This is a genomic window from Austwickia chelonae NBRC 105200 (genome assembly GCF_000298175.1).
In the GTDB taxonomy this organism is placed as follows: Bacteria; Actinomycetota; Actinomycetes; order Actinomycetales; family Dermatophilaceae; genus Austwickia; species Austwickia chelonae.
Genome location: NZ_BAGZ01000009.1, coordinates 20,499 through 45,345, shown reverse-complemented (window position 1 = coordinate 45,345; position 24,847 = coordinate 20,499). Strand labels below are relative to the sequence as shown.

The window sequence follows — 24,847 nt, the reverse complement described above, 5'->3', positions numbered from 1 at the left end:
CGAGATGTCATGTGAGGCCCCCGAGAGAGCAGAACGTCCTCTTGGGCACGCCTGTTTCCGCACGCCGGAGCGACGTAGCGAATATGTTGCGACAGAATAACATTCGCTATTTCATCGAGGAGCGGGGATGGCGCTCAATGTGGGACGGCAGTCACAATCGGATGTCCGCACGGGCCCGTCCGTGCGCATCCAACCAGGAGATCGCCTGGTCGAAGATCTGACCGGAGTACGGGTTCGTGAATCCCCGCCGGCCCTCGTTCGCCCGATCCAAGGACTCCGCCGCATTCCGCAGGTACACACTGGTGACCTCCTGATGAGGCGCCAGTTGACCGGTGCGCCGGTCCAAGGCCAACTGCAGCGCGAAAGCGCTCGCCGGGCCCGCCCGGTCGGTGAATCCCGGTTCGATACGTTCCCCGGTGACCTCCGACAGCATCGTCTTGTCCGAATCGGTCAGATAACGGAAATCGTTGAGCACGGAGAAACGGTCGGTGCGCTGCTCCACCTGGGAGCCGCGCTCCACCCGGTGGGTACGACGTACGGCCTCCTGCGGCGGAGGCTCCGTCACCGGCACCAAGGTGGGGCGCGGCGGGGTCGCGGCGGCGTGCTCACGGGGGTTCGGCTGCGGGTGCGACGAAGGGGGGATGCGCATGCAATGCCTCCGGAAGAGGTGCCCGAGACGGACTACTGACAGTGCCCTATCGGTGGAAGTGCTTGCCTTTAAAGAGTTTTCCGGAAATGTGCAGGTCTGGGGCCCGGGTCTCACCCGCGAGTGAGGAAACGCACCCACTCCACGTCGCCGCACAATTCCAGCCGACGCCACAACGGACTGCCCGGAACGGCCTGGCTCGTATGGGCATGCACCGCCCGCAGCTGCCGTTCCCTCGGACACCGGACGACCAGGTCCACCTGCTCCCGGGACCGACCGCTGATCGCCGTGCCGAACGACCGGTTGAGCTCCTCGGCGACCTCGACCGGCATCGTCCACGCCAGGACGGGCAAGGCCCGCGCCGCCGCGGCATGCACCGCAGCGGCCGTGGCTGCGCAGTGATCGGGATGGCCGGTGACCCCGTCGTCGTCGAAGACGAGAAGACCCTCGGGGCCGTGCCCGTCGACCGCCCTCCCGACGACCGCGACGAGCTCCTCCACCGGGATCCCGCCCAGGGCACCGTCCGGGTACGACAGGAGGGTGACCCCGTCGACCCCCAGCTCGCGCCCGGCCGTTTCCAACTCCTGCTGTCGCACCGCGGCCAGATCCGGATAGGCGTCTCCGCCCAGGGTCGACGCCTCCCCTCTGGTCAGACACAGGACGTGCACACGTGCTCCCGTACCGGTGAAGGCCTCGATCAGCCCACCCAACCCGAAGGATTCGTCATCGGGATGAGCGACGACGACGAGCACCCTCGCCCAGCGTGGGAGTTCGTGCCGGTCCTCACCGGATACCTCGGACGCGTCCATGTGGTGCTCCTCGCTGCTCGGGAAGACCCCCTCGGGGCGGGGGCGGCTTGTCGACGAGGTACCCGTGGGCTCCGTCCGTCACACTGGCAGATGAGATGAACGACACCCCTGCCGCCGAGAAAACCATCCGCCCGCCCATCCCTCGGGAGATCTGGGTCCTCGTCGCCGCGGCCTTCTTCGTGGCCATCGGTTTCGGCCTGGTCTCTCCGATCCTGCCTGCCTATGCGCACAGCTTCGACGTCGGCGTCCAGGCCGCCGCCGCGATCGTCAGCGTCTTCGCCCTGATGCGACTGCTCTTCGCCCCGACCAGCGGACAACTCATCGCCCGACTGGGCGAACGACGGGTCTATCTGACCGGGATCCTCATCGTCGCCCTGTCGACCGGTGCCTGCGCCCTGGCCACCGGCTACTGGCAGCTGTTGCTCTTCCGCGGGTTGGGTGGAGTCGGGTCGACGATGTTCACCGTGTCGGCCTCGGCATTGATCGTGCGCCTGTCTCCGCCGACGATCCGCGGACGGGTGTCCAGCCTGTACGGTTCCGGTTTCCTGATCGGCGGGATCCTCGGACCGGTGCTCGGCACGGCCATGTCCGGTTTCGGTTTCCGGGTGCCCTTCGTGGTCTACGCCCTGACCCTGCTGGCCGCGGCCGGTGTGGTCGCGGCCTTCCTCGGCGAGGAGGCGCTCCGGCCGAAACCGGGCACGCCGGTACTGCCGGTCATGACGGTGCGCGAGGCCTGGGCCGACAATGCCTACCGGGCGTTGATGGTGTCGACCTTCTGCCACGGCTGGGCGAACTTCGGCCTGCGCGTCGCACTGCTGCCGTTGTTCGCGAGCACCGTGCCCGGGATGGGTGTCGGCTGGGCCGGGGTGGCGTTGACGGTCTTCGCCGTCGGTAACGCGGTGATGCTGCCCGTGGCCGGGCGGCTGGTCGACGAGGTCGGGCGTAAACCCTTGGTGCTCGGCGGGCTGCTGATCAATGGGGCGGCCACTGCGGTGATCGGGCTTTCCCACAGCGTGGTCGTGCTGTTGGCGGTCTCCCTGCTGGCCGGGGTCGGTTCGGGGGCGATCGGTCCGGCGCAACAGGCCGCGGTGGCGGACGTGGTCGGTCACGACCGTAACGGCGGGAAGGTGCTGGCGGCCTTCCAGATGTCCTTGGACTCCGGGTCGATCCTCGGGCCGGTGCTGGCCGGTCTGGTCGCCGACCGGTACGGCTTCGGCTGGGCCTTCGGGATGACGGCGGTGCTGTCCCTCGCCGCGGTCGTCGCCTGGGTACCGGCCCGGGAGAGCTCGCCGGTGCGCGTGTCCCGAACGGTTGTTGGGCGGTCCTGAGCCTCTGGTCGTGTCCGGGGCCGACGACGGTGGCCTGTGGTGGTGGCGAATCGCGCTCAGGGGCGTCGTATCCCGGCTGCGGCCTCGTGGGCGAGCATGAGCAGCGCGCCGGTGGCCATGTAGAGGATCGCCTGCCAGGCGCCACTGCTGGCCACCCAGGTGGCCCAGGCGAAGAAGGAGGCGCTCAGGACGAGGCACAGGAACACCAGGTTGCGTAGTTCTGGGTGCGACATCGCGGCGGTCTCGGGGTTGTGCGGTCGGGTCATGCCGAGGGACACCGGGTTTCGGGGGGACATCAGGTCGACTCTCCTCACCGTCGTCGGATCCGAGCCCTGCGGATCTCCTCGGAGCGGAGGAGGTACCCGACGGCGGGCTGTCCTTCCGACTGTACGGTTGCGGCTGCTTCTCGGCCAGGTGTGCGGGTTCTGCGGCGCGCCGGACGGTCCGCTCCGGGTGACGGGCGGGGGCGGGCTGCCCGGTGAGGCCACTTTTCGAGTATGCCTGCGTGGATTGCGTTGGAGCACTTGGGTTTACAGGAGGCCGGCTGTTGCCAGTCCGCGGATCTGGTCCTCGGCGGCGAACAGCCCGTTGGGGACGGCGAGGACGTCATGGGCCTCGATGCCGATCGGGACGGCCCACGGCCCGGTCCGCCGCAGATCCGACGAGCGGCCACTCACCCACCGGTCGGGCAGGCCCGGCACCGGCCCGGGGAGCTCCCACCCGCAGGCGAGGACCACGGCGTCGAATCGGCGTGGCCGGTCCAGGTCGTCCAACCGGAAGTCGGCGAGTTCCCCGGCTTCCAGGAGTGGCCCGATCGTCGTGATCCGGAGGGTCTCCTCGGTCAGGGCCTGTCGCAGTCGGCAGGCGGTGTCGAGCGGGATGGCGTTCGTGTACCGGCGCAGCGGCGGCCCTTCCATCGCCTCGCTGCCGGGACGGGCGGCTTCCGGGGACCGGTTGAGCACCCGAGCGAGGGGGATGATCAGCTCCGACCAGTGCGTCTCGCGGTCACAGTCATCGATCTCCTTCTCTAGCAGGTCTTTCCGTGGGGTCTTCGTCGGATCGTCGGTCGGAAACGGTCTGTCGAGCTCTGCGGCACTCCGCACGATCAGGGTTGCGGTCTCCTCGGCCGAGGACGGGATGTCCCCGGCGAGACGACGACGCCATTCGGCCATCAGGTCCGGGTCGTCGGGCAGTACCCGCCGGACGCTCGGGAGGAGCCCCTGGCGGGAGGCCATGGTCACGGTGCCTCCGTGGTCGACCAGCTCGAGGGCGATCTCGACGGCGCTGAGATTGGTGCCGACGACCAGCACGTCCTGCCCGGTCAGCCTGGTGACGGTGTCGGACAGAGGGTACGGGTCGGTCACCACCGCCGGATGGTCGGCGATATGGGTGAAGGTTGCCGGGATCTTCGGTTCGCTCAGGCCCCGGCAGAGGTAGATCCGCGACAGGCCCGTCACCGGGGTGCCGTCCTGCGGGTGCACGGTGATCCCGGACGGGGAGTGCTCGGCGGTCTCGACCTTGCCGAGGTTCTCGTGGAGGGCGGTCGTCGGGGATCCGCGCACTTCGGCCGCGGCCTGGACGATCTCTCTGCCGATGGTGCACCGCGGTGGGAAGACCTCCGGGTCCGTCTCGGGATGATTCGCCCCCAGCCCGCGCAGGTACGAACGGTTCACCGATGCGGATGTATTGCATTCCCCGGCCTCGCTCGTCGGGTCGAAGGCCAGGGTCGAACCCAGGGGGTGGTCGTCGAAGCAGAAGAGGTCGAGTTCTTCGCCGGATCGTGCCAGGGAGGTGGCCAGGAGGGTCGCGCTCGCCCCGGAGCCGAGGATCCCGATCCGCATGGCGGGGGCCCCTTCCATTCGGTGATCCTCCGGATTCTTCCAGAATCACCTTGAAGGAGAAGGCATCTCGACGTGTGTGGTGGGTAACTAGGCCGATGCTCCCGCCGGTTCGGGCTGGCAGCCCGGGCACCAGAACAGATTCCGTTGGGCGACCACCACGGTGCGTACCGGGGTGTCGCACACATGGCAGGGCAGCGCGGCCCGTCGGTACACGTAGACCTCACCGCCGTGCCGGTCCTGACGCGGCGCCCGCCCGGTCGTCTCCGGGGAGTGTTCGTCCCGGACGGTGTCGATCCGTCCGTGCCGTACCGCGTAGGCCATCAGCTCGACCAGGTCGTCCCAGATCAGATCGAAGTCCGCGCGGGAGAGGCCGACCCCGGGCAGCATCGGGTCCATGCCGGCCCGGTAGAGCACCTCGGCGCGGAAGATGTTGCCCACCCCGGCGAAGATCTTCTGGTCCATGAGCAGCTCGGCGATCGACCGCTTCGACCGGTGGACGCGGGCCCACGCCTGGTCGGGCTCGGCGTCCTGCCGTAACGGGTCGGGCCCGAGCCTGGCCAGGACGACCCGGCGGGCGTCGTCGTCGACGAGTCGGCAGATCGCCGGCCCGCGCAGGTCGCACCAGGCGTCGTCGTTCTCCAACCGCCACCGGACCGCACCGGTCACCGGACGTTCCGCGAGGAGGGCGTCGGTGTCCTGCGGGGCGTGGTGCAACGAGGTCTTCCCGGCCATGCCGAGGTGGATGTGCACGATGTCCGGCCCGAAATGGCAGAACAGGTGCTTGCCGTAGGCCTCCGCCGCGTCCAGGGGGCGGCCGTCGATGAGGGCCGCGGAATCGGCGAAACGGCCCTGCGGGCTGCTGCTGCGGGTCGCCCGTCCGGCGAAGGCCTCCGTGTACGACGCGGCAAGACGGTGGATGACGTGACCTTCGGGCATCGCTGTGCTGGACCTCCACGGGCGCGGATTCGAGGGGAGCGGGACAACCAGCACCGTACGCCCTGTGGGGAAGGCGGCGGGCCGGGCGTTCACCGTCGGGAGGTCTGTCCTGAGCGGGTCGCCGTGGGGGTGACGGTCTGGGTGGACAGCGCCGCGGTCTGTTCGGTCACCTGGTAGGCGTCGATCAGCCAGGGGCGGGGACCCTGCGCCTTGATCAAGGCGATCCGGTAGGTGCGTTTGAGGATCTGTTGTTGGGACCGGCCGGAGCCGTCGACCATGTGGGTGACGATGCCGGTCTCGAATCCGAGACCCAGCCGGGACACCCCGTCGGTGCCCTTGGCCGTCCAGGTCACCGGTCGTCCGACGGCGAAGTCGGTCGCTCGGTCCTTCGCCTTCGGGTCGAATTTCAGCGTCTGGTTGTCCCAGGCCAGGCGGGTCAGCGCGGAGATCCGACGCCCGGCCTCCCCGGCGGGATCCTGCGAGCGCACCAGTGCGGCGACATCTTTCTGCCATTGGGTGCGCAGGTCGGGGGACATATAGGCCGCGGCGGCGTCGAATTCAGTTGCCGTATAGGGCTGTCCGGCTTGCCGTCGGGCGGCCAGGGAAGTGAATCCGATGTCCCGGACGGTGCCGGCGGTCAGGCAGTAGGCCTCGGCGACAGCGGATGCGGTGAATTCCTTCGCGGCGGCTTCGTCGGCGAGTTTCCCCGCCCACGCGCCGGGGTCGCAGGCCATCGAGGCGGGGATGCTCCCGCCGCCGGTGGGATTCGTGGTGGCGGTCGGACTCGTCGTGGGCGAGTCGGTGGCGGTGGTCGGCAGGCTGGTGGCGCTGGGCGTGGGGGAGAGCCCGCCGAGGGAGCTGAGCGCGCCGAGGTTGCGGGCGGCGAGGGTGCCTCCGAAGGCGAGGACGAGGACGGTGGCCCCGCCGAAGGCGATCTTCGCCCAGGTGGGGGTGATCTTCTTCGGTTTCTTCGGTTTCGGGGTCTTGGGTGGCTTGGGTGGTTTGGGGGTCTTCTTCGACCGCCCCCATTTCTTCTGTGCGGTCGGGGTGTCGGGGCTGTCCGCTGCCTCCGGGCGGGGGCTGTCGGGGGAGCCCGTCCCGGCGGGTCCGCCCTGTTCCGGTGCGTCGGGGGCTGACGGGGAGGGGTTGTCGCCGCCTGTGTCGGTCCGTTCGGCCACCGGGTCGGGCGTGGCCGCCGCAGGATCGGCCGTCGGCGCGGAGGGAGACGTCGGCGTCGCCTGTCTCAGGGTCTCGGCCTGCGCGGCACGTTGGGCGGCGGCGGCTCGCACGGCAGCCATCCGGGTGGCGGCGAGTTTGTCGGCGGCCATGCGTTCGGAGGCGCGCCGGGCGCGTTCGGACCAGACGGGTGAGCGTTCGCCGGCAGGCTCGGCCGTGCCGTCGGTGATGGCGGCGCGAGGCCCGGAGAGACGTTCGGCGGCGGCCTTGGCGGCCAGCATCTGGAGTGCCGCGGCAGCCGATGCCGGATCCGGGGCTTCGGCGAGACCGGCGATGGGTGCCGTGCCGTCGGCGTCGGTGGACGGGCGGCTCTCCGGGGTTCCCTCCCCGGGACTGTCCTGCGTCGACGGGGCCTTCTCCCGGGCGGCGCGGCCGGGTTCTTCGCCGGCGTCGTCGACCGGTGTCGCCGATCTGTCGACGTCCTCCGACGCCACAGGGGCGGGCGGCTCCGGGCCCGGGTCGGTGGCCGCCGACGGCCCGGCCTTCTCCACCGGAACGGCAGCTTCCGCCGCGGGAGGGAGAGCCGCCGGCCGTCCACCGTAGGCGCGGTGCGCGACATGGCGACCCGCCGGGGCCGACGGTTCGGGAACCTCCTCGGGACGTGTCAGGGCCTCCTCGGGATAGGGCGCCGGGGAGGCCACGGGCAGCTCCGGTTCCTCCACGAAGGTGTCGACGGACTCCCACGGGTCGCGGTACGAGCCGGCGGCCGGCGCCGCACCGTAGGCAGGACCCATCGGGTCCTCGACGTACTCTTCGATGACGGCGTCCTCGATGTCCGGGTAGGCGTGCACCCCGTAGGGCAGCGGATCGTACGGCCCGGGTTCACCCGGGGCAGGACCCGGATGCAGATCAGGGGTCGGCGGCCATGACGGCGTCGACCATGCGGCTTCCGACTGGAGGCGACGTCGACGTTCCGCACGGGTCTCGCCGGCGTACCGGTCGGGCTCGTCGTCGCGCGGACTCATCGTGGTATTCCCTCCTGGGCAGCGGTCGGGGCCACCGCTGTCGTCAGTGCCTATCGGCCGCAGGCCCGGGACGGTTAGCTCGGAAGGCCACCCATCAGGTCACGCAGAAAGTTCAATCCGTTTGGTGGGCAACATCGGTCGTCGAAGGGAGGGAACACCTGGACGAAAGTCCTCGATACCTGCGCCACCATGGATGTATGAACCCCCGAACCGAGCATCGTGCGACCGTCCCTGCCTCCCTCCTCGCCGCCGCGCAGGAAGCCGAGCATGTCACCGTGCTCACCGGGGCCGGGATGTCCGCGGAGAGCGGGGTTCCCGTCTTCCGAGACGCCGACAAGGCCCTGTGGGGGCGGGCCGACCCCGACGAGGTCGCCACCGCAGAAGCCTGGATGCACGACCCCGACCTGGTCTGGGCCTGGCATTGGTGGCTGGCCCGGCTCATCGGCCGCTGCACCCCGCACGACGGACATCGCGCACTCGCCGAATGGGCACGTCACACCCGGGTCGACGTCGTCACCCAGAACGTCGACGACCTGCACGAACGGGCCGGATCATTGCAGGCCCTCCACTTGCACGGATCGCTGTTCACCTTCTCCTGTGAGAGCTGCGCGCGCCCGTACGACCTGCCGGTTCCGCCGTCGCAGGACGGGGAGGAGGTCGAGCTGCGGGTGGCGCCGCCGTCCTGTCCGGGGTGCGCGGCGAATGTCCGCCCGGACGTGGTGCTCTTCGGCGAGCGGCTGCCGGAGGGCGCCTTCGACCGGGCCGTGGACCTGATGCTCACCACGGACCTGGTGTTGGTGGTCGGGACGTCGGGCGTGGTCCAACCGGCGGCGTCGCTGCCTGATATCGCCCGGGGGCACGGCACGACGGTCGTGGAGATCAACCCGCAGCACACCGAACTGTCCTGGGGGGGCGACCTGTGTTGGCGGGAGGACGCCGGACGCGCGCTCCCCGCGCTGGTCGAAGCCCTGGGCTTTCCTCAGGGGTGACTGCCGCGGGTAGGGTCGTCACCACTGCCCGGTGACGACCGTCCCCTGGTGGTAGACGGCGAGCCAGGTGCCGCCCTGGACGCGCCAGATCGTGGAACGGCGGGTGCGGCGCCCGTCCTGGTCGAGCAGGTAGGTCAACAGGTAGGTGTCCGGTGCGACGAGCCGGCATTCCTCGTCCTCGGTGCGCCAGGGCGCGACGGTGTCCTGCTCGGCCCGTCGCCGGACGACCTGCCAGATGACGTCGATGTCGAAATGTCCGCCCGAGGCGCCGACCTCCCAGTAGTCCTCGATCATCCCTGCTTCGAGGTCGGCCCGGGTGACGCCCGGTTCGGGGAAGTGCAGCAGTCGTTCACGGGTCATGAGCTCGGACAGCAGGTCTGCGGGGGCGTGGGGGATCGTCCTGGGGTCCATGCCTGACATCCCACCACGTCGTGCGGGGGCTGGGCGCCCGCCGGTCCGGTGGGCGGCCGGGGCTTCCGGGGTGCGGGTCGGCGGCTGCTGTGGTGACCTTGTTCGACCCGCAGCCCTCGACCGCCCGGCCTGTGCTGCCGATGGGAATCGATGAACACCCTGCGACACCAGGAGCACCCGTGAGTCCCGCATCTACCGGATCTGACACCGGCGCCACGGCGTTCGTCCTCGGCCGTGACGAGCGCAAGATCTTCGCCGGCCTGATGATCGCGATGTTCGTGGCCTCCATCAGCCAGACCATCGTCGGCCCGGCCATGCCGCGTATCGTCGCCGAGCTCGGCGGGATGGAGCATTATTCGTGGATCGCCACCGCGGCGATGCTGGTCAGCGCGATCAGCGTGCCCATCGTCGGGAAACTTTCCGACCTGCACGGTCGGCGGACCTTCTGCCTGGGCGGCATCGTCGTCTTCATGCTCGGTTCCGTCGTCGCCGGGTCGGCCCTGAACTTCTGGATGCTGGTCGCGGCCCGGGCTCTCCAGGGCCTGGGCATGGGCACCTTGATGACGCTCTCCCAGACCATCGTCGGGGACATGATTCCCCCGCGTCAGCGCGGCAAGTACCAGGGCATCATGGGTTCGGTCTTCGGGTTGACCTCTGTGGCCGGGCCACTCGCCGGCGGGTTCGTCACCGACCATTGGGGGTGGCGTTGGTTGTTCTTCGCGGCCCTGCCCTTCGGGGTCGTCGCCTTCGTCGTGCTGGCGGCATCCCTGCACCTGCCTCACGAACGCCGTGACGCCCGGCTCGACTGGCCGGGCATTCTCACTCTCAGCCCTGCTCTCGTGCTCCTGTTGACGGCGACCACCCTCGGTGGCACCGCCTACCCGTGGTCCTCGCCCCGGATCGTCGGCATGTACGTCGTCGGGGCCGTGCTTCTCCTGGTCTTCGTCGTTCTCGAACGTCGCAGCGACGAACCGATCCTGCCGTTGCACCTCTTCGGGAACTCCTCCTTCGCCCTGTCGGTGCTGGCCTCCTTCGTGCTGTCGATGATCATGTTCGGCGCCGTCATCTACATCCCGGTCTACGCCCAGGGCGTCCTCGGTGCCAGCGCCACCAACTCCGGGATGATCCTGATGCCGTTGATGGTCGCCCTCGTGCTGGTCGGCATCGTCGGCGGCATGTTCATCACCCGCACCGGCCGTTACAAGGAGTTGTGCGTCCTGGGTGTCCTCGTCGTCGCCCTGGGTTATCTGCTGCTGGTCCGTCTCGACCGCACCTCGACCGAGTTCGAACTGACCGTGGCGATGGCGGTCCTCGGGGTCGGCCTGGGTGCCTGCAACCCGGTGTACACCCTGGTTGTGCAGAACAGTGTGATGCGTTCCGACCTGGGTGTCGCCACCGCCGGGGTGCAGTTCTTCCGCAATGTCGGTTCCACCGTGGGGGTCGCGGTCTTCGGCACGGTGATGACGACCCGTCTGCCCGGCGCCATCGCAGCACACCTGCCCGGTTCGACTGCTCCGGCTCACGGAGTCGCCGGGGTCAACGCCGGTTCCGTGCTGGACCCGGCGACCCTGCGGCAGCTCCCGCCGGTCGTCGCCGAAGCTGTCCGTTGGGGCCTGGCCGACTCGCTGCACACCGTCTTCCTCGTCGGGATACCGCTGGCCGGGCTCACCCTGCTGCTCACCCTGGGGATCACGCCGACTCCGCTGCGCGACACCGTGCACACCGACGAAGGCCAGGCCCGGGAACTGCTCGACACGATGGGACGATCAGCTGCGGGTGATCTGCTCGCCGTACCCCTGGGGCATGGTTCGGCGGCCTCCCGTACGAAGGAACGCCTCCTCGGGTTGCAGCTCGCGTTGCTCGCCGAACAGGCCGGACGGGGTGGGCATCCTTATCTGCTCCGGGCCGTGGAAGATCTCGGTGACGGAGACCTCGGCCGGGGGATCTCCCTGCTCGACCGGACTTCGCTGATGTTGACCACCGAGGACCACGAGATCGCGGCGCGCTCAGAGAAGTACGCCGCCGAGGTCGCCGCTGCCGGGGAACGGCCCGGCGGGGTGCTCTCCCCGGACCTGCAACGCACCCTGGCCGCTGCCGCCGCCGAACTGGACGACGAGCATGTCCTCAGCACGGTGGAACCGTTGGTGACCGAACGTCATGCCGCCGTCGACCTCGACAGTCTGTCCGCGGTCAACAGCGCCTTGACGGCGGCGCTCCTCGTCGATCTGATCCGACGTCCGGGTCAACGAACAGTCGGCTCGGGCGGGACGACATCCGAGGACCACACGTAGTAGTCGTCACCGGCGTAACCTGCCACGAGCCACCCGGCCTGGGCGAGAGCTGCGGCGACGACCGGTCCACGGGCGTGCAGGACGTCCTTCGCGGCTGCGTCGACGACCCGGGTCACCGCAGAGGCCAGGAGACGACGGTTGCGGGGGCTGTCCAGCAGGGCCCGCTGGGTGACGACGAACCGCCCGTCCTCGGCGTGCACCAGGTCCAGCGCGGCGACCGGGTCGCCCAGGTCGTCCCGCACGATCACCAGTTCGAAGGACTCCTCCACGAGGGCCGAGTCGATCCATCTTTTCTGTTCGCGGCGGCTTTCTTCCTGACGGTCGTGTCGGATCAGGTATTTCATCGTCCCGGACTGCCACAGGGCGTTCTGCCCCTGGTGGTGGGAGCACAGCCGGACCACGGAGGCCGGGCAGCCATGATCGGGAAAGGTCAACGGGGGTGCACTGGTGATGGCTTCGGTCATCTCGCTAACTCCTCGGTAGCGTCCTGAGGCGCGAGGGGACCGTGCGGCGACAGCCGCTGTCACCCGGCCCCTTGCCTCGAGGGTCGATGTGAGCCGACCGTCAGGCGACCGGACTGAGCCTGCCGGGAAGTGACAGGCATCACCGTTGCGGGACAGCGCCGGATTCTCACCGGCTTCGCTGAACGATCGACAACCGCGGCAGTGCGGTCGCGGTCACAGTAACACCGGCGCTCCAGGCCCGTCCCGGCTTCGACCCGGACGAAGGTCCCTCGTCCGAGCCGCGACCTCGTCCCTCGTGGAGACCCGCCGTTCCCGACACAGCCCTCGTCCTGGGTGTTAGCGTGTGGCCGGGTCGTCTCCGACGGCCCACCGACCCTTCAGCGAAGCCGGTGAGAATCCGGCGCTGTCCCGCAACGGTGATGCCCGTCCTCCTCGACGGTCTCAGCCCGGTCGCCTGGAGCAGTCGGTCACCCCATCGGTCCCCGAGGCAGGGACACCGGGAACGGTCGGCCGTGCGCGCCGCCGTGGTGCACTGTCTCGGGCATCACCTGCGACAGGAGCCCTGGAATGCTGGAGCAGCCCGCCCCCCCGATCGCCCGTCGTGAACGGGCCTGCCCTCGCACCGCAGCACATCTGGCGGAGGCGAACCGTCGGGTCGCACCCAACTACGCGCCCCTGCCGGTCGTGCTGGACAGCGGCGAAGGAGCCTGGGTGCAGGACGTCGACGGGCACCGGTATCTCGACGCCCTCGCAGGCTATTCCGCGCTGAACTTCGGCCACCGCCACCCTGACCTCCTCGCCGCCGCGCACGCCCAACTCGACCGGTTGACCCTGACCAGTCGGGCCTTCCACGCGGCCGGTCTGGGCAACTTCTGTCGGGAACTGGCCGACCTGTGCGGCAAGGACATGGTGCTTCCGATGAACACCGGCGCAGAAGCCGTGGAGAGCGCCGTCAAGATGGCCCGCCGTTGGGGAGTCGTCGTCAAGGGCGTCCCGGTGGAACGGTCCACGATCGTCGTGATGGACGGCAACTTCCACGGCCGCACCACCACCATCGTCGGTTTCTCCACCGACCCCGAGGCGCGCGCGCACTTCGGTCCGTTCACCCCCGGTTTCCGGGTCGTCCCCTACGGCGACCTCGACGCCTTGGACGCCGCCGTGGACAGCGACACCGTCGCCGTGCTGCTGGAACCCATCCAGGGGGAGGGCGGCGTCGTCATCCCACCGGCGGGTTTCCTGCAAGGGGTGCGTCGGCTGTGCACCGAACGGCGAGCCCTGATGATGGCCGACGAGATCCAGTCCGGGCTCGGCCGCACCGGCGCGCTCTTCGCCTGCGACCACGAGGAAGTCGTCCCCGACGTCTACCTGCTCGGCAAAGCGCTCGGCGGTGGGATCGTCCCGGTGTCGGCCGTGGTCGCCGACGCCGACGTGTTGGGCGTCTTCACCCCGGGCTCCCACGGGTCGACCTTCGGGGGGAATCCGCTGGCCGCAGCAGTCGGCAGCGCCGTCGTCGCGCTCCTCCGCACCGGCGAATTCCAAGAGCGTGCGAGAGAACTCGAACCAACACTGCGGGAAGGACTGGATGCTCTCATCGGACAGGGCGTCACCGCCGTCCGCCTCCGCGGACTCTGGGCCGGCGTCGACATCGACCCCGAACTCATGACCGGCAAGGACGCCGCCCGACGGATGGCCGACCGAGGCGTACTGGTCAAGGAGACCCACGGCTCGACCCTGCGGATCGCCCCACCGCTCACCGTCACCACCGACGAGGTCACCCTCATCGTCGACACCCTCGCCGCCGTCCTCGCCGCAGCCCGAACAGCCCACCTCTAGCATGAGCTTCGGACGAACACGGGACGAAGGGGAACACGATGACCGGCCGACACCACGCCACCGGGACGAGAACGCCGTGAACCGGACGATGCTGCTCATCGGGATCGGCGCCGGCGACCCCGACTGGGTCACCCTCGAAGCCGTCCGCGCCATCCAGACCATCGACGTCCTCTTCGTCGTCCTCAAAGAAGCCGACCTCGACGAACCGGTCCGCATCCGACGTGAACTGATCACCCGCCACCGCACCACCCCCCTGCGCGTCGTCGAACTCCGCGACCCGCCCCGCCCCTGGCGTTCCGCCCCCGACTACGACGCCGCCGTCACCCGCTGGCGCGAACAACGCATCGACCAATGGGGCCGGGCCGTATCGGAAGCGCTCGCCGACGGCCAGACCGGAGGCTTCCTGGTGTGGGGGGACCCCAGCCTGTACGAGAGCACCTTGGCGATCGTGGAGGAACTGGCCGGCCGGGCCCCGGAAGACGAACCCCTCGACGTCCGGGTGATCCCCGGCGTCAGCAGCGTGCTTGCGCTCGCGGCCCGACACCGCATCCCGTTGAACAGGCAGGGGCGGGCCGTGCAGGTCAGCCCGGCGAGGCTGTTGGCCGACGGGATGCCCGACGGGGTCGACGACGTCGTGGTGATGCTCGACGGTCGACAGACCTTCTCCCGGATCGACCCGACCGGTCTGGACATCTACTGGGGCGCCTACCTGGGGACCCCGGACGAGATGTTGATCTCCGGGTCCTTGGCGGAGGTCGGCGGGCGGATCGTCGAGGCCCGGGCCGAGGCCGCCGCCCGGAAGGGCTGGATGTTCGACACCTACCTGTTGCGTCGTCGTACGGTGAGCCCGCGGTCCTGAGGTCAGGTGGCCCAGGAGGGCCACCGGCTCGGCGGCTCGACCCCCACCGCCGCCGACGCCAGGTCGTGCAGCAAGGACGACCCTCGGTCGTAGTAGGACTCGTGGCCCATGTTGAGCCGGGTCCAGGTCCGGCTGCCGTCCGGGTAAGTGGCCAGGTGGGGCATCGGCGCCAGCGGTTTCACACCGGCTAGTTTCGACACCTCCGGGCCGAAGATGCCCAGCCGGGGGATGAAGTCGCCGGTGGCGACGGCGGCGTACACCTGCCCGGACGGCACCTTCAGCGCGGAGAGGTCGTCGGTGAACAGCCCGGGGCAGCCGGTCACCAGGCAGGCGTCGAAGACATCGGTCTGCTGGAGGGCCAGGCCGAGCACGGACGCGCCGTAGCTGTGCCCGGAGGCGACCAGCCGGATGTCCGGGCCGGTCAGCGCGCGTAGACCTTCCGCGCAGTCGCCGAGGAGGGGTGCTGCTTCCCGGGCGTACCGTTCGTCGATGGCTTCGCCGGGTACCAGCCAGCGGATGCCGCTCTTGCCCAGGGCCTGCCGGGTCGCGATGTCGTAGGGGGCCTGGTAGCCGATCCAGTCGACGACGGCGATGCCGTCCGCGCCGCCCCGGTCCTCTCCGGCGACCCGTCCGGCCTCCTCCCGCAGGGCGGACATCCACATCGCTTCCCGGTAGAGACGCAGGTCGACCGTGGTCGTCGTCCCGGGCACGTGCACGATCACCGTGTGGGCCCGTTCGAGGTCGCCGAGCACCACGGCGGTGCGGAGCGGGTACGTGCGGGCGTCGAGCAGGTACAGGGAGCGCTGCTCCCACGGGGTGGTGATTTCTTCCAGCGCGGCGAGGGATTCGGCAGGGACCACGGATTCGGGGATGCGTGGTTCGTCTCCGGCGGGGGCCAACAAGGCGCGAAGTTTCAACAGCCCGCGCAGGTCGCGCCGGGCCCGTTCGTCGGCGTCGTCGATGCCGTGCCCCAGGGGGATCGGCCCGTCGCCCGGCCCTGCGGCGGCGGCGACCTCGTCGCTGATGTCGGCGGCGCGCAGGTGGATCTCCTCGGCGAGAGTCGCCATATTCGCTTCGTGACGCACCCGGCAGGGCAGGCCGTCGGTACGACCCGACCAGTGCCCCAGCCGGTCGATGACGAGTCGGCGGTCGGCCGGGGGAAGCGCCGCCCACCATCGGGCGACCTGGGCGGGGTGTTCGCCGGCCGGGATGCGGGGGAGCCGACTCCCGGCCGCGTCGACGTCGGGGAAACGCGTGGCCGCTTCGTCCGCTTCGGTCCGCAGGAGGTCGGCCAGGGAATCGACGGTCAGGAAGATCATGCGGAGCCGACGGTGGCGCAGCTCGTCGGTGAGGGTTTCTTCCCACCGGTCCCACCCGTGTGCGGAACCGGCCTGACGCACGAATTCTTCGTGCAAGGCCGCCGCCCGCCCGAGAACACGGTCGAGTTCATCGGCTGCTGAAGATAACTCCTGAGACAGCCGACGCACCGGCTCTTTCCCGGCCCGGATACCCCCGCCGGGGGGTTGCCCGCGGCCGCGCCCGGGACGGGGACCGCTCATACCGTCGCCGGGAGCCGACGGGAGGGCACCGCCGCGATCACCCCGGCCGGGGCACCCCGACGTCGTAACTCGGCTTCGGTCCGGGCCCGGCCGCCATGCTCCAACCCGGCCGTCACGCTGGTACCGGACCAGACCCGACACCCGCGCCGCCACACCGAGACGGACATGCGCGCCCCCAGATGCTCCACCGCACCGGCGGTATTGCGTCGTCGCGACGGCAACGGGACCGGCAGGACGTGCGCCTGCTCGAGCGGACCCTCGCCGTGGACGAGGACCGTCCAAGTCCGGTCGCGCCCGAGCAACCGCCACCGTTCGCCGGTGATCTCCGCCCGGACCGGCGAGACCACCGGGTCCCCGACCCGGAGTACCTGCCCGTCGGGTAGTGCGACGACCACGGCAGTGACTTCGGTGCGCAGCGGGCCCGCGGTGACCTGACCGCCGGCGAAGGCCACACAGGCACCGTCACCGAAGCCCTGCGCCTGCCCCCACCACCAGGAATCCGGGAACCCCTCGCGCCCCCAATTCTTCTCCGCATAAACCTCCGCGTCCTCCAGGAGGATCTCACTGCCGTCGACGACCACGACACCGTCGGCGCGTCCCCCCAGAGCCCAGGGATGCCAGTACTGGTTCAGCCCGGGCACCGTCTGGAAGATGCTGGAACCGCCGAAAGGATGCCGCAGACCCGCGGGATAGCCGCGGAGGCCGCGGACCCGGACGTCGACGTGGGCACCGGGCATGTCCACGCGCACATGCTCGGCCGTCCCGGTGAAATGCGCATTCCGGTCGGGAGCGGTGAGCAAGGGGCCGCAGACCTGGGCGTCGATGCCGTCCGGCCCGGCTCGTCCGCCGTCGACGGCGGTGACAGCGAGATGCCCGCCGGGGTGGTCGGCGACGCCGAGGGTGGTCCAGTGACGCCCCGTGGTGTCCCGGTTGATCCCGGCCAGGACGATCGCCGTCGCGGCCTCCGACGTGGTGAAGCGCCAGAAATAGCCTTCCATGGCGACGTCGTGGGCGCCGGTGGGATCCCCGTAGGGGCCGTCGGCGCCGGTGCGACGGTAGCGCGCCCGGAGTCCTTTCAACGGTCGTGCCATCACACCGTCTCCCTTCGACCGGACCGGTCGGATCAACGAATCAGGTTTTGTGGCAAAGGTATAGCGAAGGAGGTCAGTTTTCTTCGAGGTCGAAGGCCTGTCGCAGGAAGGACCCATAGCGTCGCAGGGCTTCGTCACCGGCGCGCGCGCAGGCCGGTGAGGCCTGGTCGAGTTGGAGGAAGCCGTGGACGAGGGCGTCGTAGTGCAGGTGTTCGCAGGGCACCCCGGCGGCGCGCAGTCGTTGGGCGAGCCAGAGCCCGTCGTCCCGCAGGGGGTCGTGTTCCGCGGTGACGACGAAGGACGGGGGCAGCCCGGCCAGGGAGGCGTAGAGGGGGTTCACGGCGGGGTCGTCCCGGCGGGGTCGTTCCGGGACCCACTGGTCGACGTACCACTTCAGGTCTTCTTGTTCGATGCCCCAGCCGTGGCCTTTCTGCCGGATGCTCGGCGAGGTCAGTGTCAGGTCGATCAGGGGGGTCATCAGGAGGAGGTGTCCTGCGGGGTCGCCTTTCCCGGCGTGGGCGTCGTCGCGGAGGCGGAGCGCGGTCATCGCTGCGAGCAGTCCGCCGGCGGAGTCTCCGGCGATGCCGATTCCGGCTCGGTCGTCGCCGCCGACGAGGCCGAGCATGGCGTCGGCCCAACGCATGGCGCGTACAGCGTCGTCGATCGCTGCCGGGGCTCGGAATTCGGGGGCGCGGCGGTAGTCGACGGCCATGACGGTCACATCGGCGTGGTGGGCGATCCGTCGGGCCAACCGGTCGTGGGTGTCCAGGTCGCCGAGGACGAATCCCCCGCCGTGCAGGTAGACCAGGACGGGGAGTCGGGCGAGTCGGGGCCGGTAGATCCGGGCGGTGAGATGCCGGCCGAGGTCGTGGTCTTCGACGGAGGCCATCTCGGGTCCGGGGCCGGCGGCCTTGGCGGCTTTCTTGTTCGCCAGTCGGAGGCGGGCGACTCCGAGATGGGCGGCGAGCGGGCGGGATTCGGATGCTGCGGCGGCCCACATGCGTAGGGCGTCGTCGGGTGCGTCGCGCATGTGCTCGGGCCGCCCGGTGGCCGTGCTCGGATCTGTCCCCACCTCCGCAGGGTAGCCGGTGGTGGGGGCCTGGGCGGGGCTTGTGGGGTCGGTGGTGCCGGTCGGTCCGTCGGCGGGGCCAGGCGGGTCAGTCGGCGGGGTCCGGCGGGTCAGTCGGTGAGGCCGGACAGGGGTGCGGGTGCCTGCGGTGAATGCACTGTCCAGGCGGGTGGGATGGCTTGGGCGGTGCGGGGGGCGGCGAGGGTGGTGGCCTGTCCGGGGCGGGGCAGGATCCGGTGCCGGTAGGGCGAGCAGCGGTAGTGCAGGGGGTGGGTGAGGCGGCCGGTCAGCAGCGGGAACAGCGCGGCGAGCGTGCGGGCTTCTCCGAGTGCGGTGTGGCTGTCGGTGAAGGGGGTGTCGAGGTGCCGGGACAGGGTGCCCAGTTTGTGGTTGGGCATGTCGAGAACCTGTCGGGACAGCCAGGCGGTGCAGACGGCGGGAAGGCGGGGGCGGGCGAGTCCGGCTGCGGCGAGTTCTGCGCTGAGGAAGGACTCTTCGAAGAGCGCGTTGTGGGCGACGATGACGGCGCCGTCGAGTCGGGCGAGGATGTCGTCGGCGATCTCGGCGAAGGTCGGCGCCTGGGCGACGGTGTCATCGGTGATGCCGTGGGCGAAGGCCGTTCCGGTGGGGCAACCGGGGTCGACCAGGGTCGTGTACTCGTCGGTGATCTGCCCGTCCGTGTCGATGCGGACGACGGCGATCTCGACGATCCGGGAGCCTGTCGTCGGGGTCGGGCCGGTGGTCTTGAACCCGAGGACGGCGTACGGGCCGGTGTGTTTTTTTCCTTCGTCGGGGTGTGCGTAGACGAACATTTCGCCGCGCATCCCGGCTTCGGCGAACGGCCGGTGGGTGCGGGGGAAGTGGGAGGTCGTGCTGGTGGGGCGGGGGGACAGGAGCCTGGTCTGGTTACGGGTGTTGCGGGGCGGGTTCTGCCGGCGGCGGGGGCGGGTTCTCCCGGCGCGGCGCAAGGCGTCGGCGATGCGGCCGCGGCGCAGCGCGGAGTAGGTGATTCCTGCGGTGAGGGCCAGGCCGGCCAGTGGCGTCATCGGGGTCACCTTTCTCGCGGGCGGCCCGCGGTGGTGGGACGAGGGTGCACAGTGCCCGGGCGGCGGGGGTGTGCAGTGGTCGTGACCGCGGCTCTGCGGAAGGCAGGGGCGGTCCGGGGTGCACGTCCGCCTGTGGCGTGAAGGTAGCAGCGTCGGCTGGGTGTCAGCCGGATGTTCTCTGCTGTCTTGCCGACATGTTTCTGTTCGTCAGTTTTTCGATGACATGCCACCACCTCGCTCATCACCTGCAGCAGTGGCGTCCTCAAGGCCGACAAGAAACAGAACAGATCTCAACCCATCCGGCGAACCAGGCCAAGGAAACTCAACGGTAATGCGCCCAGCACCCCGTACGGCCAGCTGCAATGCCCACATGGCGATCAAGGCGTCGTCAACGTATCCGAGTAAGGGAATGAAATCCGGAACCAGGTCGATATGAGCCAGCAAATACTAACAATGCAAACGATATTTCATCATTCCGACTGGCCAACAAGCATGCTGGCCGATGTCACTAAATAAGATATCTTGCGTTTGTGGTCAGACTCGGTCGGTGTGGGTCAATGTGATCGGTACCGACGCGGTGCTCGCGAATCCGATTCGATTGATCCGTACCGCGACCTGTCATTGATGTCCGACGGTTGAAGGGCATGAGGCGCTCTTGCCCGTTGGGGAGTGACCTCGTTCAGTAGACCTCAGCTGTAGACCGTGTTCCCAGCACGACGAGGAAAAAGCCGGGTGTGTTTCAGGGCCTGCCTTGATGCTGCTCCAGTACGGTACTGGATGCTTCTCGGTAAAGCATCTGTACCTCCCCTTGAGGTATGTCACAGGACCGACCTATCTCTTGACAAGGGATAGAAGCCAATCGATCATCAACTCATGATGCTCAAGATTCGATCAATAATACTTCGCTTCTCTCTAGTCTTTGGTGTCGCATTCACCCTCATCATTCAAGTCGTCGCATTGCCGTACTTGGCGGAAGACTCTGCGCAGCAATTCCCAGAGGTTTCATTCCTGAAAATACCTATTCTCACCCTGTCTGTCATGCAGCTAGCCTGTTTCCAAGTCGCCCTTATTGCTATATGGCGACTGTGTTCTTTGGTGCAATCCTCAGATATTTTTGAAGAAGGTTCACTGAAATGGATGACGATCATTCAGGGCTCGGCTGCGGCCGCATTCGCCCTAACGCTGGTCGAGTTCGCCTTCTTTGCGCTAAATTCGCTAGGGCCTCTCGGCGTTCCCCTGGCAGGCATCGCTCTTCTTGTCTTTCTTGCTGGCTTCATGGCCCTCGTGTCGACACTTAAATCCCTGCTACAGATCGCAATATCGGATCGCGCCAAAATGATGAGCGTAGTTTGACATGGCGATCATCGTCAGATCGGGCGCCCAGCAAGAACGGGCGAGCTGAGGCCATCCGCCTCTCCACTCCAGAGGGTCGCTGCCCGGGGCCTGCATCGGAGCCGTCCTTGTCCGCGAATTGCCCGACCACGTCCTCCAGGTGGTCGTCGGCTCCATCGTTCTCGCCGCGCTGCTGATCAGTCTCACCTTGCCCCAGCTCGCGTACGTCCGAAGCCCGTGGGCGCGCCGCCTGGCCGCCCTCGTCGGCGGGGGCTTCAACACGACGGCGGGTGTCGCCGCGCCCGCCATGGTGGTGTACGCCAACCTCTCGAGGTGGAACCAGACCAGTTTCGCCGCGACGATGCAGCCGACCTTCATGACGATGGGGCTGGTCTCGGTCATTCTGAAGAGCGCGCTCTTCCCCGTTCCCCACATGGCACTGCCACCGTGGTGGATGCTGCCCGCTCTGGCCATCTCCGTCGCCGCCGGCTCACTGGCCGGGAACACAGTGGCGCAGCACATCACTTCGCAGTCAGCCAGGCGCATCGCCATCCTTCTGGCCCTCGCAGGCGGGGTCCTCGTCCTTCTCCGCGGCTTAGGGTGGGCGTGATTCCCCTGCTCCGGTGCGGCACCAGCGTTTTTTTCCCCGGCGGAGGACGTCGGCCCTGCCTCACCGTTGGCTTCGCTTCGACCTGTTCGGCGTACAGCCAGGGATCACCCCGGTTCGACGGCCGTCCCACGCCGGTAGACCGCACGCACCACCAACGGGATGCCTTGCCGGTCCTGTTCCTCCACGGCGAGGACATCGGCCCAGGCGCCCGGCACCAGACGGCCTGCTCCGGTGAGCCCCGCCACCCGCGCGGGAGTGGCCGTCGCAGCGGTCACCGCATCCGGCAGGGATACTCCGGCCTCGACGACCGTCCACCGGAGGACGTCGATCATGGTGGCCACCCCGCCGGCGATCGAATCGCCCTCGACGAGCCGCGCGGTCCGACCGTCGACGACGACATCCTGACCGCCGAGAGTGTATTTTCCCGGCGGCATCCCGCACGCGGACATCGCGTCGGTGATCAACGCCAAAGCGTCGGGCCCGACCACGTCGAACAGCATCCGGACCGTTCCCGCATCCAGATGTACTCCGTCACCGATGGCCTCCAGCACTGCTTCGCCCTGCGCCGCGGCCGCCAGACATCCTGCGATCGGCCCCGGGTCGCGGTGGTGGAGCGGACGCATCCCGTTGAACAGGTGGGTCGCCAAGGCCTGCCCGCCCCGTGCCGTGCCGTTGACGACGCGTTCGACAGCAGCCCGGGCCTGTGCCGCGGTGCCGTCGGTGTGGCCGACCGCGCCCACGATGCCGTGCCGGGCCAGGACTGCCGGCAGCTCGTCGGCGCCCGGCCGTTCCGGGGCGAAGGTCATCTGGACGAGAGCGTCCGGTGCGCCGGCCGAAGTCGCTGTCGCCGCCAACCGTTCCACCAGATCCAGGTCGACGTCGGTGAGCGCCGCGGGATTCTGCGCGCCCCGGCGGGCATAGGACAGGAAAGGTCCTTCCAAGTGGATGCCGGCGAGCTCCCCCTCGGCGACCAGCTGTGAGCAGGTGCGCACCCCCGCGTCGAGGACGTCGGGAAAATTGGACACCAGCGAGGCGACGAGAGTAGTGGATCCGTGGGCACGATGGTGGGCGATGGCGCGGCGGCAACCCTCCGGGTCGGGGCCGTATTCACCGCCGGCGGCACCGTGGTGGTGAAGGTCGACCAGACCCGGCATCAGAAGGAGGTCGTCGCTCAGTCCTGGCGCGCGAGGAGCCTCGGCCAGGTGAGGCGGCAGGTCGACGGCGGGGCCGGCGTAGGCGATCCGGTCGCCTTCGATGACCAGGCAGGATCGAGGGGCGCGCCGGCCGCCGTCGACGAGTGTTCCGTCCAGGCGGAGCAGCGCGGCGGGGACGGTGGTGCTCTCAGAAATCGGGCTCACCAGGCCATCATGGCCCCGGCGATCTCGTCTCTCGACGAGTGGGTCCCCTCGGGCCGCGGCCCGGGCCGGGGAACAGAAGACTTCGACACATTCTGGGGCGTCATCACTTTCGAGGAGACGCCGCCGTGCCCCCCGCCCGACCGGAGGCGAGGGGCACGGGCCCGAGCGGTGCCGACTCCACCCGGGCGGCGGGGTTCGGGTGCTAACGGTGTGCGACGCGCACCGACAGGGCATCCTGCCCGGCGCGCCAGGTGCGATAACCACCGTCGAGATGACGGACCGCACGGCCGTGCCGGCCCAGGATCTGCACGGCGATATGCCCTCGTAGTCCCACCGCGCAGTGCACGATCAGGTCGCCCTCGGGCACCTCGTCGAGGCGATCGCGCAGCTCGTCGACCGGGATGAGTACCGCTCCGGGGATCGCTCCGGCGGCGTACTCCCCTGGCGTGCGTACGTCGAGCACGTGGGCCCCGGCGGCCACCATGGCGTCGAGCTCGTGCCATTGCACCGCCTCGGTCATGCCCGAGGCCAGGTTGTCGGCCACGAAGCCGAGCATGTTCACCGGGTCCTTCGCCGAACCGAACTGCGGCGCATAGGCCAGTTCCAGGTCGGCCAGTTCGCTCGCCGCGATCTGACCGCGCATGGCGGTGGCGATGACGTCGATCCGTTTGTCGACCCCCGCGGCGCCGACGCCCTGCGCGCCGAGAATCGCATCCGTCTCCGGGTCGACCAACAGCTTCAGGCTCATCCCCTGAGCGCCGGGGTAATAGCCGGCGTGGTCGGCGGGATGGGTGTGGATCGCCCGGAATCGGCGCCCGGCAGCCCGGAGACGTTTCTCGTTCCAACCGGTCGCCGCGACCTGCAGGCCGAAGACCCCGACGATGGCGGTGCCCAGGACCGGCTGGGCATGGGTCTCCCGCCCGGTGATGACATCGGCGACGAGTCGGCCGTGCCTGTTGGCGGTCTGGGCGAGCGGAACCATCGCAGCCCCGCCGTCGACGAAGTCCCGCTTCTGAGCGGCATCGCCCACCGCGTAGATGTGCGGGTCGCTGGTGCGCTGACGGTCGTCCACGACGATGCCACCGCGCTCGTTGACCTCCAGGCCGGCCCGGACGGCGAGCCCGGACTCGGCGCGGACGCCGATCGCTGCGACCAGCAGATCCGCCGGGACGTCCTGCCCGCTGGACAAGGTGGCCATGCCGTCCGAGAACGCCGTGACCCGGCTGCCCAGGTGCACGTCGACCCCCCGTTCGGTCAACCGGTGGTGGACGAGGACGGCCATCTCCGGGTCGAGAGGGGCGAGGACCTGGTCGGCCATCTCGACGAGGGTGACCTTGATGCCACGTTCGACGAGATTCTCCGCCATCTCCACACCGATGAACCCGGCTCCCATGACCAGGGCGGTGCGGGGGTGCCCGGCGACGGCGGCCGTCATCCGGTCGACATCGGCGATATCACGCAGGCGCAGGGCCTGTTCGGCGCCGGGGAAATCGGGCACGAAGGGAGAGGCGCCGGGGGAGAGGATCAGGGAGTCGTAGTTTTCGAGGCTCTCCGTCCCGGTGGACAGGTCACGGACGCGGACCGTCCTGTTCTCGCGGTCGATGTCGACGACCTCGTGCCGGGTGCGCACGTCGATGCGGAAGCGTGCGGCGAGGCTCTGCGGGGTCTGCAGGAGCAGCGCCTGACGTTCCTCGATGACACCGCCGACGTAATAGGGCAGCCCGCAATTGGCGAAGGAGACGTGTTCGCCACGCTCGAGGACGACGATCTGGGCGGATTCGTCGCGACGTCGTAGCCGGGTCGCGGTGGACATGCCGCCGGCGACCCCGCCGACGATGACGACCTTCATGGTCTGGTTCTCTTCCTGTGGTTCGGACGGCCGGGGCCGGATGCCGGCCTGAGGGGGTGAGGGCTCAGCGGCCGAGGATCTTGGCGAGGAATCCGCCCGATCCGGCGTCGCGGGGGCAGGTGCACCGACGTGCGGTCGGGACACCGGCCATGACCTGGTCGACGTGTTTTCCGCATCCGGCCCAGGTGGTCTTCTGGCAACGGGAGCAGGTGACTGCACGGCACATGGGGTCGTCCTCCACGGGGTAGGAGTATCTCGGGGTGAGGGGATATGACCTCATCAATATACCCCCCGGGGTATCCATGCGTTCAAGAGCGGAACACAC

Annotated in this window: 23 protein-coding genes and 1 riboswitch; of the genes, 7 read left to right on the top strand and 16 right to left on the bottom strand. The window is 69.2% G+C overall.

Features of this window, described 5'->3' with window-relative positions; genetic code table 11:
• Nucleotides 1–151: 151 nt before the first annotated feature.
• Together AUCHE_RS10005 and AUCHE_RS10000 are read right to left on the bottom strand one after the other, a co-directional pair.
• Nucleotides 152–649, bottom strand: coding sequence for a hypothetical protein (locus AUCHE_RS10005; RefSeq protein ID WP_006503188.1), 498 nt, complete (start codon nt 647–649; stop codon nt 152–154).
• 110 nt (nt 650–759) lie between these two features.
• Nucleotides 760–1,455 (bottom strand): PIG-L deacetylase family protein, encoded by a 696-nt coding sequence (locus AUCHE_RS10000; protein WP_006503187.1) that lies wholly within the window; start codon nt 1,453–1,455, stop codon nt 760–762.
• Between the two features lie 95 nt (nt 1,456–1,550).
• Between AUCHE_RS10000 and AUCHE_RS09995 the strand changes: the two genes are divergently transcribed.
• Nucleotides 1,551–2,783 (top strand): MFS transporter, encoded by a 1,233-nt coding sequence (locus tag AUCHE_RS09995; protein ID WP_006503186.1) that lies wholly within the window; start codon nt 1,551–1,553, stop codon nt 2,781–2,783.
• 56 nt (nt 2,784–2,839) lie between these two features.
• Here AUCHE_RS09995 and AUCHE_RS09990 read toward each other — a convergent pair whose 3' ends face one another.
• The 4 genes from AUCHE_RS09990 to AUCHE_RS09975 all read right to left on the bottom strand — a co-directional run bounded on the left by AUCHE_RS09990 (nt 2,840) and on the right by AUCHE_RS09975 (nt 7,761).
• Nucleotides 2,840–3,079, bottom strand: coding sequence for a hypothetical protein (locus tag AUCHE_RS09990; RefSeq protein ID WP_006503185.1), 240 nt, complete (start codon nt 3,077–3,079; stop codon nt 2,840–2,842).
• 234 nt (nt 3,080–3,313) lie between these two features.
• Nucleotides 3,314–4,642 (bottom strand): FAD/NAD(P)-binding protein, encoded by a 1,329-nt coding sequence (locus AUCHE_RS09985; RefSeq protein WP_006503184.1) that lies wholly within the window; start codon nt 4,640–4,642, stop codon nt 3,314–3,316.
• Nucleotides 4,643–4,711: 69 nt separating this feature from the next.
• Nucleotides 4,712–5,560 (bottom strand): Fpg/Nei family DNA glycosylase, encoded by an 849-nt coding sequence (locus AUCHE_RS09980; RefSeq protein WP_006503183.1) that lies wholly within the window; start codon nt 5,558–5,560, stop codon nt 4,712–4,714.
• Between the two features lie 89 nt (nt 5,561–5,649).
• On the bottom strand, nt 5,650–7,761 hold the full coding sequence (locus tag AUCHE_RS09975) for a hypothetical protein (protein WP_006503182.1): 2,112 nt from the start codon (nt 7,759–7,761) through the stop codon (nt 5,650–5,652).
• 197 nt (nt 7,762–7,958) lie between these two features.
• On the opposite strand from AUCHE_RS09975, the gene AUCHE_RS09970 reads away from it, so the two are divergent.
• Nucleotides 7,959–8,750, top strand: coding sequence for an SIR2 family NAD-dependent protein deacylase (locus AUCHE_RS09970; protein ID WP_006503181.1), 792 nt, complete (start codon nt 7,959–7,961; stop codon nt 8,748–8,750).
• A gap of 18 nt (nt 8,751–8,768) precedes the next feature.
• Here the strand turns inward: AUCHE_RS09970 and AUCHE_RS09965 are convergent, their stop codons facing one another.
• Nucleotides 8,769–9,161, bottom strand: a complete 393-nt coding sequence (locus tag AUCHE_RS09965) for a nuclear transport factor 2 family protein (RefSeq protein WP_006503180.1) — start codon at nt 9,159–9,161, stop codon at nt 8,769–8,771.
• Nucleotides 9,162–9,301: 140 nt separating this feature from the next.
• Between AUCHE_RS09965 and AUCHE_RS09960 the strand changes: the two genes are divergently transcribed.
• Complete coding sequence (locus tag AUCHE_RS09960; RefSeq protein WP_052024883.1) at nt 9,302–11,452, top strand: MDR family MFS transporter; 2,151 nt, start codon at nt 9,302–9,304, stop codon at nt 11,450–11,452.
• On the opposite strand, the gene AUCHE_RS09955 is transcribed toward AUCHE_RS09960, so the two are convergent.
• The gene (locus AUCHE_RS09955; RefSeq protein ID WP_006503178.1) at nt 11,404–11,916 is read right to left on the bottom strand and encodes a hypothetical protein; all 513 of its coding nucleotides are present in this window, start codon (nt 11,914–11,916) and stop codon (nt 11,404–11,406) included. The genes AUCHE_RS09960 and AUCHE_RS09955 overlap by 49 nt on opposite strands.
• Nucleotides 11,917–11,972: 56 nt before the next feature.
• Nucleotides 11,973–12,121, bottom strand: a riboswitch (adenosylcobalamin (AdoCbl) riboswitch).
• Between the two features lie 362 nt (nt 12,122–12,483).
• Here AUCHE_RS09955 and rocD point away from each other — a divergent pair.
• Complete coding sequence (gene rocD, locus AUCHE_RS09950; protein WP_006503177.1) at nt 12,484–13,749, top strand: ornithine--oxo-acid transaminase; 1,266 nt, start codon at nt 12,484–12,486, stop codon at nt 13,747–13,749.
• 76 nt (nt 13,750–13,825) lie between these two features.
• Nucleotides 13,826–14,608 (top strand): precorrin-6A synthase (deacetylating), encoded by a 783-nt coding sequence (gene cobF, locus AUCHE_RS09945; protein WP_006503176.1) that lies wholly within the window; start codon nt 13,826–13,828, stop codon nt 14,606–14,608.
• 2 nt (nt 14,609–14,610) lie between these two features.
• Here the strand turns inward: cobF and AUCHE_RS09940 are convergent, their stop codons facing one another.
• From AUCHE_RS09940 to AUCHE_RS17905, 5 genes are all read right to left on the bottom strand, one after another.
• Complete coding sequence (locus AUCHE_RS09940; RefSeq protein WP_081578196.1) at nt 14,611–16,167, bottom strand: alpha/beta hydrolase; 1,557 nt, start codon at nt 16,165–16,167, stop codon at nt 14,611–14,613.
• Nucleotides 16,164–17,258, bottom strand: a complete 1,095-nt coding sequence (locus tag AUCHE_RS09935; protein ID WP_006503174.1) for a tocopherol cyclase family protein — start codon at nt 17,256–17,258, stop codon at nt 16,164–16,166. Before AUCHE_RS09935 ends, AUCHE_RS09940 begins: the two co-directional genes overlap by 4 nt.
• A 73-nt stretch (nt 17,259–17,331) precedes the next feature.
• Nucleotides 17,332–18,330 (bottom strand): alpha/beta hydrolase, encoded by a 999-nt coding sequence (locus tag AUCHE_RS09930; protein WP_217994371.1) that lies wholly within the window; start codon nt 18,328–18,330, stop codon nt 17,332–17,334.
• Between the two features lie 107 nt (nt 18,331–18,437).
• Nucleotides 18,438–19,373 carry a 3'-5' exonuclease gene (locus tag AUCHE_RS15710; RefSeq protein ID WP_006503172.1) on the bottom strand — a complete coding sequence of 312 codons (936 nt, stop codon included), beginning with the start codon at nt 19,371–19,373 and terminating at the stop codon, nt 18,438–18,440.
• Between the two features lie 207 nt (nt 19,374–19,580).
• Nucleotides 19,581–19,817 carry a YkvA family protein gene (locus AUCHE_RS17905; RefSeq protein ID WP_074788545.1) on the bottom strand — a complete coding sequence of 79 codons (237 nt, stop codon included), beginning with the start codon at nt 19,815–19,817 and terminating at the stop codon, nt 19,581–19,583.
• A 429-nt stretch (nt 19,818–20,246) separates the two neighbouring features.
• On the opposite strand from AUCHE_RS17905, the gene AUCHE_RS09920 reads away from it, so the two are divergent.
• Together AUCHE_RS09920 and AUCHE_RS09915 are read left to right on the top strand one after the other, a co-directional pair.
• Nucleotides 20,247–20,726, top strand: a complete 480-nt coding sequence (locus AUCHE_RS09920; RefSeq protein ID WP_040322132.1) for a DUF2975 domain-containing protein — start codon at nt 20,247–20,249, stop codon at nt 20,724–20,726.
• A 79-nt stretch (nt 20,727–20,805) separates the two neighbouring features.
• Nucleotides 20,806–21,315 (top strand): TSUP family transporter, encoded by a 510-nt coding sequence (locus AUCHE_RS09915; RefSeq protein ID WP_081578195.1) that lies wholly within the window; start codon nt 20,806–20,808, stop codon nt 21,313–21,315.
• A 104-nt stretch (nt 21,316–21,419) separates the two neighbouring features.
• Here AUCHE_RS09915 and AUCHE_RS09910 read toward each other — a convergent pair whose 3' ends face one another.
• The 3 genes from AUCHE_RS09910 to AUCHE_RS16630 form a co-directional block, all read right to left on the bottom strand.
• Nucleotides 21,420–22,673 (bottom strand): N-acetylglucosamine-6-phosphate deacetylase, encoded by a 1,254-nt coding sequence (locus AUCHE_RS09910; protein ID WP_006503169.1) that lies wholly within the window; start codon nt 22,671–22,673, stop codon nt 21,420–21,422.
• A 202-nt stretch (nt 22,674–22,875) separates the two neighbouring features.
• The gene (locus tag AUCHE_RS09905; RefSeq protein WP_006503168.1) at nt 22,876–24,522 is read right to left on the bottom strand and encodes an FAD-dependent oxidoreductase; all 1,647 of its coding nucleotides are present in this window, start codon (nt 24,520–24,522) and stop codon (nt 22,876–22,878) included.
• Between the two features lie 64 nt (nt 24,523–24,586).
• Entirely contained in the window at nt 24,587–24,802 is a 216-nt protein-coding gene (locus AUCHE_RS16630; protein ID WP_143115224.1) for a hypothetical protein, read from the bottom strand.
• Nucleotides 24,803–24,847: the final 45 nt, after the last annotated feature.